At 64.3% G+C, this 8,705-nt stretch carries 5 protein-coding genes; 1 reads left to right on the top strand and 4 read right to left on the bottom strand.

The window, feature by feature from the left end; genetic code table 11:
* Window positions 1-3,171 (top strand): tetratricopeptide repeat protein (locus tag BLX42_RS25835; protein WP_161872940.1); only part of this gene is annotated, 3,171 nt, incomplete at its 5' end.
* An 18-nt stretch (window positions 3,172-3,189) separates the two neighbouring features.
* Here BLX42_RS25835 and BLX42_RS25830 read toward each other — a convergent pair.
* From BLX42_RS25830 to flhB, 4 genes are all read right to left on the bottom strand, one after another.
* Window positions 3,190-4,512, bottom strand: a complete 1,323-nt coding sequence (locus tag BLX42_RS25830) for a UDP-glucose/GDP-mannose dehydrogenase family protein (protein WP_161872939.1) — start codon at window positions 4,510-4,512, stop codon at window positions 3,190-3,192.
* Between the two features lie 25 nt (window positions 4,513-4,537).
* Window positions 4,538-5,230, bottom strand: a complete 693-nt coding sequence (locus tag BLX42_RS25825; protein WP_046786914.1) for an RNA polymerase sigma factor FliA — start codon at window positions 5,228-5,230, stop codon at window positions 4,538-4,540.
* A 161-nt stretch (window positions 5,231-5,391) separates the two neighbouring features.
* On the bottom strand, window positions 5,392-7,485 hold the full coding sequence (gene flhA / locus BLX42_RS25820; protein ID WP_161872938.1) for a flagellar biosynthesis protein FlhA: 2,094 nt from the start codon (window positions 7,483-7,485) through the stop codon (window positions 5,392-5,394).
* Window positions 7,482-8,651 (bottom strand): flagellar biosynthesis protein FlhB, encoded by a 1,170-nt coding sequence (gene flhB / locus BLX42_RS25815; protein WP_119688065.1) that lies wholly within the window; start codon window positions 8,649-8,651, stop codon window positions 7,482-7,484. The genes flhA and flhB overlap by 4 nt, the downstream gene beginning before the upstream one ends.
* Window positions 8,652-8,705: the final 54 nt, after the last annotated feature.

The following is an 8,705-nucleotide window of genomic DNA, read 5'->3' as shown; positions in this document are numbered from 1 at the left end:
AAGCTGGGTGAAAGCGAGCGCGCCGAAACTTTGGCCGCACAAGCACTGGATCACGCGCCACACTTCCCCCCGGCCCATCACCGGCTGGCCACGCTGCATTTCGAGAAAGGCCGTTTCACCCAGGCGCTGCAGCACATCGAGCAAGCGCTGGCGGGGCAGCCTGACGACTGCCGCATGCTGGCCCGAAAGGGGTTGATCCTCGGCCGGCTCGACCGCCACGGTGAAGCCATCACAGTGTTCGAGGCACTGGTCGGGCGGGAGCCGAAGGACTACAGCCATTGGAACAACCTGGCCAACCTGTGCAAGGACATCGGCAAGCTGGCGCTGGCGGACGAGCATTACGCCCGCGCCATCGAGTTGGCCGGGCGCCGGGACGTGCTGCCTTACTCCAACCGCCTGACCACGTTGCACTACGACCCGCGCAGAAGTCGCGAGTACATTTTCGAGGTGTGCAAGCAGTGGCAGTCCCGTTTCGGGCCTGACGTGGTGCCGCCCCGCCCACAAATGATCGACCTTGCACCGGACCGGCTGCTGCGGATCGGGCTGGTTTCCGATGGCCTGCGCCAGCATCCGGTAGGCAACATGATCGTCGGAGTGCTGGAGCGTTTGCCCAGCCATCAGTTCCACCTGTTCGCCTACAGCAGCAGCCAGGTCAGCGACCACCTCACCCGTCGCATCCGCACACGCATGCATGCCTGGCGATCGATCAAGCACATGGATGATCAGCGCCTGGCGCAGCAAATCCGCGACGATGGCATCGACATTCTTATCGACCTCAGTGGCCACAATGCTGGCAACCGCATGGGCAGCATGGCGTTGCAGCCCGCCCCGCTGTTGGTGAAGTGGGTTGGCGGGCTGATCAACACCACCGGGCTGGATGCCATCGACTACCTCCTCAGCGACGCCATCGAGTCGCCGCCAGGGGAGGATGCGTTCTACACCGAAAAGCTGATCCGCCTGCCCGACGACTACATCTGCTACGACCCACCGCCCTACGCGCCGGATGTCCTACCGTTGCCGGCCCTGGCCAACGGCTTCATCACCTTCGGCTGTTTCAACAACCCGACCAAGATCAACGATGAGCTGCTGGCGCACTGGGCTGCGCTGTTGCACGAGGTGCCCGATTCGCGCCTGTTGCTCAAGGGTAGCGCTTTTTCCAACCCCGAGCTGCGCCAGCATGTGCTCGAGGTGCTGGGCGCGCAGGGCATTGTGCCGGAGCGTTTGCAGGTGGAGGGGCCGGTGGGCCACAAGGCCCTGCTGGAAAGCTACAACCGGGTCGACATTGCGCTGGACCCATGGCCTTACTCCGGCGGCCTTACCACCTGCGAAGCGCTGTTGATGGGCGTGCCGGTGGTCACCCTGCCTGGCCCTACCTTCGCGGGGCGCCATAGCGCCACACACTTGGTCAATGCCGGCCTGCCCGAGCTGGTGGTGAGCAATTGGGAGCAGTACAGGGCGCGTGCCGCCGGACTGGCCGGTGACCTGAGCAGCCTTGTAACCATTCGCAGCTTGCTGCGCGGGGTATTGATGAACTCGCCGGTCTGCGACAACCAGCGTTTCGCCAGCCACTTGAGCAGTGCGTTACGGGCCATCTGGCAGCGTCATTGCGCCGGCCAGGCACCCGCCGCGTTGACGTTCGACAAACAGGGCCAAGCCTTCTTCGAAGGCGAACACGACGCCGTTGTGCTCTGCCACCCTGCGGCGCCAACGGCAGACGGCGGCTTCAGCTTCCGATTTCAGGGGCGTATCGTCACCCTGGACCATGGCGCCACGTTGCTGGCATCGCCACGATTCGTTGGGTTGCAGCGGATGGGCGTGCTGTCGACCATCGCCTTCGACCCGGCCGGCCGCATCGGTAACGCCGAACAGCTGGCCCAGTTGGGGGAGTTGCACTACTACCCCAATACCGCGCTGGGCGACGGGCGTGCGGTGACGTTGCGCGCCTGCCTGGACCCTGCGCTGAGCGCCACGCTGGAGCCATTGCCTGTACCCGGACCGCTGCAGCCCTCGCAGGTTCTGGCCCGTCTGCCGCTGCCGTCGCTGCGGCTGGATGCCATCGAGGGCTTGGGCTCGGTGGATTGGCTGTTGCTCGACAACCTCAACGACAGCGTAGCGCTGCTCGAACATGGCGCGCGAACACTGGCCAACACGTTGCTGGTGCAGGCCCGTATCAACTTCTCTGCGAGCCATGAAGGCCAGCCGGACATCGCCGCTGTCTCGCAGCGCCTGGCATTGCTCGGCTTCAGCCTCTGTCGGCTGCACAACCAGCAGTACCGCAGGTTTGCTGCGCAGGATGAGGGCTGTGCCGGCCTGGCCGCGTCACAACTGGTCTGTGCCGATGCATTGTTCTTGCCCAATGCCGAGCGCATGGCGGCGCTCTGCGAGAACCAGCGCCGCAAGCTGGCGTTCCTGCTGCACACGGTCTACGACGCAAAGGACGTGGCAGTGCACCTGTTGCGCGGGCTGGGCGACGAAGTCGCGCAGCAGTACCTGCGCCATTGCCAGCCCGGCCCGGGCAAGCCCCATGCCCCGTGTGATGCACCGCCGGCGGCGGTGCCAAGCGTGGCGCCAGCACCCTTCCAGGCGCCGCAGTTGACCTTCCCGGCCCAGGTTGCGCGCTACGTCGAGAAGCTTTACAGCAAGGCGAATGTGATTCTCGAGTATGGCAGTGGCGGGTCAACCGTCCTTGCCGGCCGAATGCCCGGCAAGACCGTGGTATCGGTCGAGAATGACCTGCACTGGGCGCAACAGATGCAGCGCTGGATCGAAGCTGCCGCACTGCCCTCGGTGCCGCGCATCTATCCGGTTGACGTGGGCGCCACAGGCGCCTGGGCCCGGCCGAAAAACGCCGAAGGCTGGAAGCGGTTCCACAGTTATCCGTTGCGGGTATGGGATGAGCCGTTCTTCCAGGCACCAGATGTGATCCTGATCGACGGGCGCTTTCGCGTGGCGTGCTTCGTCACCGCCTGCCTGCGCGTACGCAAGCCGACCATCGTGCTGTTCGATGACTACCTGGACCGCCCGCACTATCACGTCGTCGAGCGCTTACAGGCGCCAACTGAGTACATCGGCCGTATGGCGCGCTTCGATCTGCAGCCGATGGCAGATATCCCGCGCAATGAGCTGACCTGGCTGGTGGCAAGCTTCAACGAGGTGGCATACGCCAGCTGAATCGGCGGGCCTGGACGGTCAGCCTCGGCCAACGGCCCGATAGGTCAGGCCGGCGCTGGCGGCGGCCTGGGGGTCGTAGAGGTTGCGCCCGTCGATGACCACGGCGGTGCGCAACTGCTGGCGTAACCAGTGAAAATCGACGCTGCGAAACGCCTTCCACTCGGTACAGATCACCAGCGCGTCGGCGCCTTCGATTGCCTGCTTTCGGTCGCCGGCCAGCAGCAGGTCCTCACGCTTGCCGTAAAGGCGTTGGCATTCGGCCATGGCCTCCGGGTCGTAGGCCTGCACCCGCGCACCGGCGGCCCACAATGCCTCCATCAGTTCGCGGCTGGGGGCTGCCCGCATGTCGTCGGTATCGGGTTTGAAGGCAAGGCCCCACACGGCGATGGTCTTGCCTGCGAGCTCGCCGTTCAAGGCCTGCGCCAGTTTCCTGAACAGTGAAGCCTTCTGCCGCTGGTTGATCGCCTCGACCGCGTTCAGCAACTGGGGTTCGTAGCCGACCTCGCGGGCACTGCGGCTCAACGCCTGGATATCCTTCGGAAAGCACGAACCGCCGTAGCCGCAGCCCGGGTAGATGAAGTCGTAACCGATGCGCGGGTCGCTGCCGATACCGTGACGAACCTCTTCGATATCGACCCGCAGGTGCTCTGCCAGGTTGGCCATCTCGTTCATGAAGCTGATCTTGGTCGCCAGCATGGCGTTGGCGGCGTATTTGGTCAGCTCCGCAGCCCGCAGGCTCATGAACATCAGCTTGTCGTGGTGGCGGTTGTAGGGGGCGTAGCATTCACGCATCAGGCGCTTGACCTGCTCGGAGCCCGTCCCCACGACGATGCGGGCGCCACGGGTAAAGTCTTCGATGGCGGCCCCTTCCTTGAGAAACTCCGGGTTGGAGCACACATCGAAGGGTATCGCCAGGCCGCGAGCGGCCAGTTCGGCCTTGATGGTGGCTTGGACCTTCTCGCCTGTACCAACGGGCACGGTGGACTTGCCCACCACCACCTTGTAGCCCTCCATGTGGCGACCAATGCCCCTGGCAACAGCCAGGACATACTGAAGGTCGGCCGCACCGTCTTCATCGGGCGGCGTGCCCACGGCGATGAACAGCACCTGGGCGAAGGCGATGGCCTGGGCAGCATCGGTGCAGAAGTGCAGGCGCTGGGCGCGCAGGTTGGCTTCGATCAGCAGGCCCAGGCCGGGCTCATGGATGGGCACCTCGCCGGCATTGAGACGCGCGATGCGTTGCGGGTCGATGTCCATGCACGTTACGTCGTGGCCCACATCGGCCAGGCAAGCGCTTGCCACCAGCCCCACATACCCTGAACCAAACACACTGATCTTCATGGCGTTCCTACCGTGTGGGGCGGGCTCAGCCCACCAGCGTTGCTTGCAGCCGTGTGATGGCCAGGCTGTGCAGCTGGCAGACCCGCGACTCGCTGATATCCAGCACCAGGCCTATCTCGCGCATGTTCAGCTTCTGCTGGTAATACAGGACCATCAGCAGCCGTTCCCGCTCGGGCAGGTTGTCGATGGCGCGGATCAGGCCGGTGCGATTGCTCTCTTCGAGCAATGCATTGAGGGGGTTGGAGCCCTGTGGCTCGTGGCTTGCCAGGTAGTCATCGCTGACCTGGTCGATGGGCAGCATGTGGCTGCCGTTGATGTCTGCCAGCAGCTGCTGGTACTCGGCCAAGGCCATGCCCATGGCCGATGCAATCTCGCGTTCAGTGGGGGCGCGGCCGAGGCTGTGCTCCAGCCGGTAGACGGTTTCTTCCATCAGGCGGGCCTGGCGCCTGACCCTGCGCGGTGCCCAGTCACGCGTGCGCAACTCGTCGATCATCGCCCCGCGAATGCGGTGGGCGGCAAAGGTGCCGAAAGGAATGCCCAGTTCCTGGTCGTAGCGGGTCAAGGCATCGAGCAAGCCGATACTGCCTGCCTGAATAAGGTCCTCCAGATCGAAGCCGGGCGGCAGCTTGGTCTTGAGGTTCAGTGCATGCCGTTTGACCAAGGGCAAGTACTGCTGAAGCAGCTCATGCTGGTGCATCTTGCCTTGTGCCGTATACATCGTGCGTGCCTGTGCAGAACAAGTGTGGCGGTCAGGCATCCGCGCCGTTCGCAGACTGCGCGCTGCCCAAGGGGTAGGTTCAGGATTATCGGTGCTGCGTCCGGGCAGCTAAGCCCGGAACAACCCCATGCATGCAGGGCTATTCGCCCCTTAGCGGTGGGTTACGTGGCAGGTGCGCCGATGATGCTGGTGATCCGCAGTGTGCGGTCATCGGGCACTTCGCTCAGGGCGATGACCGTCAGCTGGCGCAGGCGCCGGCGCAGGAAGCGCGACAACACCAGGCGCAAGCGGTTGGGCACCACCAGCACGGCAGGGTCATTGGCCAGCTCCTGGCGTTTGAGCGCCAGGGAGGTTTCTTTCATCAGGGTGTCTGCCAGGCTCGGCTCCAGTGAGCCGCCGTTGCCGACCGCCTGCATCACCACCTGCTCCAGGTTGAAGTCCAGGCCCATGACGCGCAGCTCGGGCTTGTTTGCGTAGTACTGGTTGACGATGGAGCGGCCGAGGGCGACGCGCACCAGCGCGGTCAGCTCCTGGATATCCGCTGGCTGCTGTGCACCTGCGTGCTCGGCGAGTGTGTCGAGGATGGTACGCAGGTCACGGATGGGGACGTTCTCTTCCAAGAGGTTTTGCAATATCCGCTGCAGTTGGGTCAGGGTCAGCAGCTTGGGTACCACTTCCTCGACCAGCCCTTTGCCGTCGCCGCCCAGCTTGTCCAGCATCTTCTGCACCTCGCTGCGGCCAAGCATGTCCTTGGCGTGCTGATGCAGCAGGTGGTTGAGGTGGGTGGCTGCCACGGTGCTGGCATCGACCACGGTATAGCCGTAGATCTGCCCGTGTTCGCGCAGGTTCTGGTCGATCCAGATCGCCGGCAGGCCAAAGGCCGGGTCCACTCCCTCTTTACCCTCGAGCTGGCCGGTAACCTTGCCGGGGTTGATCGCCAGCCATTTACCCGGGTAGATCTCGCCACGCCCGACTTCCACACCCTTGAGGCTGATGATGTAGGTGTTGGGCGAAAGCTCGAGGCTGTCGCGCACATGGACCACCGGTGGCAGAAAACCCACATCCTGAGCGAACTTCTTGCGCAGGCTCTTGATACGGGTGCTCAACTCACCCTGCTGGCGCACATCAACCAGCGTAATCAGGCGGTGGCCCACACGCAGGCTCAGGGTATCGACCAGCTTCACGTCATCCCAGCTCGCCTCGCTGTTCTGTGCCGCGGGCTTTGGCAAGGCGGCCTGCGCTGGCGTCTGCTCAGCCTGCTGCGCCTCCCGCGAGAGCCACCAGCCCAGGCCGCCCAGCAGTGCGGTCAGCAGCAGGAATACCAGGTTGGGCATGCCGGGCACCAGGCCCAGCAAGCCCATCACCCCGGCCGTCATCATCAGCATTTTCGGCCGGCTGAACAGCTGGCCGATCATCTGCCGGCTGACGTCTTCTTCGGTGTTCACCCGCGAGACCATTACACCGGCGGCGATGGAGATCACCAGGCCAGGAATCTGCGCTACCAGGCCGTCACCGATGGTGAGCATGGTGTAGGTGTGCGCCGCGTCGGCGAAGCTCATGTCGTGTTGCAGCAGGCCGATGGCCAGGCCACCGACGACGCACACGCCCATGATCACCAGGCCTGCCACGGCGTCGCCACGCACGAACTTGCTGGCACCGTCCATGGAGCCGAAGAAGTCCGCTTCCTGGGCTACTTCCCGGCGGCGCTTGCGGGCCTCCGGCTCGCCGATGAGCCCGGCGTTGAGGTCGGCGTCGATCGCCATCTGCTTGCCGGGCATCGAGTCCAGGGTGAAGCGCGCGCCGACTTCGGCAATACGTCCGGCACCCTTGGTGATCACCATGAAGTTGATGGTGACCAGAATCATGAACAGTGCCAGGCCCACGGCAAAGTTGCCGCCCACCAGAAACTCGCCGAAGGCCTCGATGACCTTGCCAGCGGCATCGGTGCCGGTATGCCCGTGCATCAGGATGATCCGGGTCGAGGCTACGTTCAGCGACAGGCGCAGCAAGGTGGTGAACAGCAGCACCGAGGGGAACGATGAGAAATCCAGTGGTTTCTCGGTGAGCATGCTGACGATGAGCACCATGATGGCCAGTGCGATGTTGAAGGTGAACAGCAGGTCGAGAATGAAGCTGGGCAGCGGCAGGATCATCATCGACAAGATGAGCACGATCAGTATCGGGCCGGTCATGATCTTCAGTTCGGCGCCGACGGGCCAGTTGTCGCGACGGAGCAGGGCGGTCAGGCCTTTCATGGGGTCTGTGGGTCCTCGGGTGAGTGGGGGCGTCGTCCTGGCTTGTCCATGCCCTCGGGAACGTCGAGGTTGACCGGAACGGGTGGCGTGAGGCCGCCCTGTTCACTGACGCGTTTGAGGCGGATGGCCCAGGCCACCACCTCAGCGACAACGGTGTACAGTTCGGCAGGGATCTGCTTGTCCAGATCCACGTGGAAGTAAAGGGCGCGTGCCAGCGGCGGTGCCTCGAGGATGGGCAGGTCGTGATCCTGGGCGAGTTCGCGAATGCGCAATGCCACGGCATCTGCGCCTTTGGCGATTACCCGCGGGGCGGCGTCCTTATCCTTGCGGTAGCTCAGGGCCACCGCGAAATGGCTGGGGTTGGTGACGATTACATCGGCCTTGGGCACCTTGCTCATCATGCGCCTGCGCGCGCGGGCCTGTTGCAGGCGGCGTATCCGTGCCTTTACGTGGGGGTCGCCGTCGGCATTGCGGTGCTCCTGGCGCACCTCTTCCTTGGACATGCGCAGGTTTTTCGCGTACGTCCACAACTGATAAGGCGTGTCGATACCCACCACCAGGATCAGTGCGGCCACGCAGGTTGCACAGGCTTTGGCAGTCAATGCCATGAGCGTCACCAGCGCCTGCTGCGGTGGCAGTTTTGGCAGGCCCAGCAACTGGCCGATATGGGCATCGAGAAACAGGTACAGCACGGTCCCGATCAGTGCCGCCTTGGCAATGGCCTTGGCCAGCTCTACCAGCACCTGCACGGAAAACAGCCGTGCCAGGCCGCTCACGGGGTTGAGGCGAGAAAAGCGGGGGCGCGCTGCTGCCAGGGTGATGACCAGCCCGCCGAGCAGGGTAGGTGCCGCCACGGCGGCGATCAGCATCAGGGCGAAGAAGGGCACCAAGGCGAGCAGGGCGGCGCCACCAAGCGCAGTAAAGGTGCTGAGCATGCGCGCGGGGTCGAACAGTTGCGCGCGATCGAACAGCAGTGCCTGTTCGACGATGCCGCCAAGACGGTCGTACAGGTGCCCGCCCATGCTCCACAGCCCACCTATGCCCGCCAGCAGCATGATGAACGTGCTCAGCTCGCGGGAGCGGGCGATCTGCCCTTCTTCCCGGGCTTTTTCGATGCGGCGTGGCGTTGCCGCTTCCGTCCGGTCTTCTCTGCTGGTTTCGGCCATGGTTCTCCAGGCAGCTGCACGCACCCGGGCGGGGAAGGGGGCGCTATTGTGTGC

The sequence above is a fragment of the Pseudomonas sp. SG-MS2 genome, from assembly GCF_009933855.1.
Lineage (GTDB): Bacteria > Pseudomonadota > Gammaproteobacteria > Pseudomonadales > Pseudomonadaceae > Aquipseudomonas > Aquipseudomonas putida_E.
This window is presented reverse-complemented; position numbering and strand designations above follow the sequence as displayed.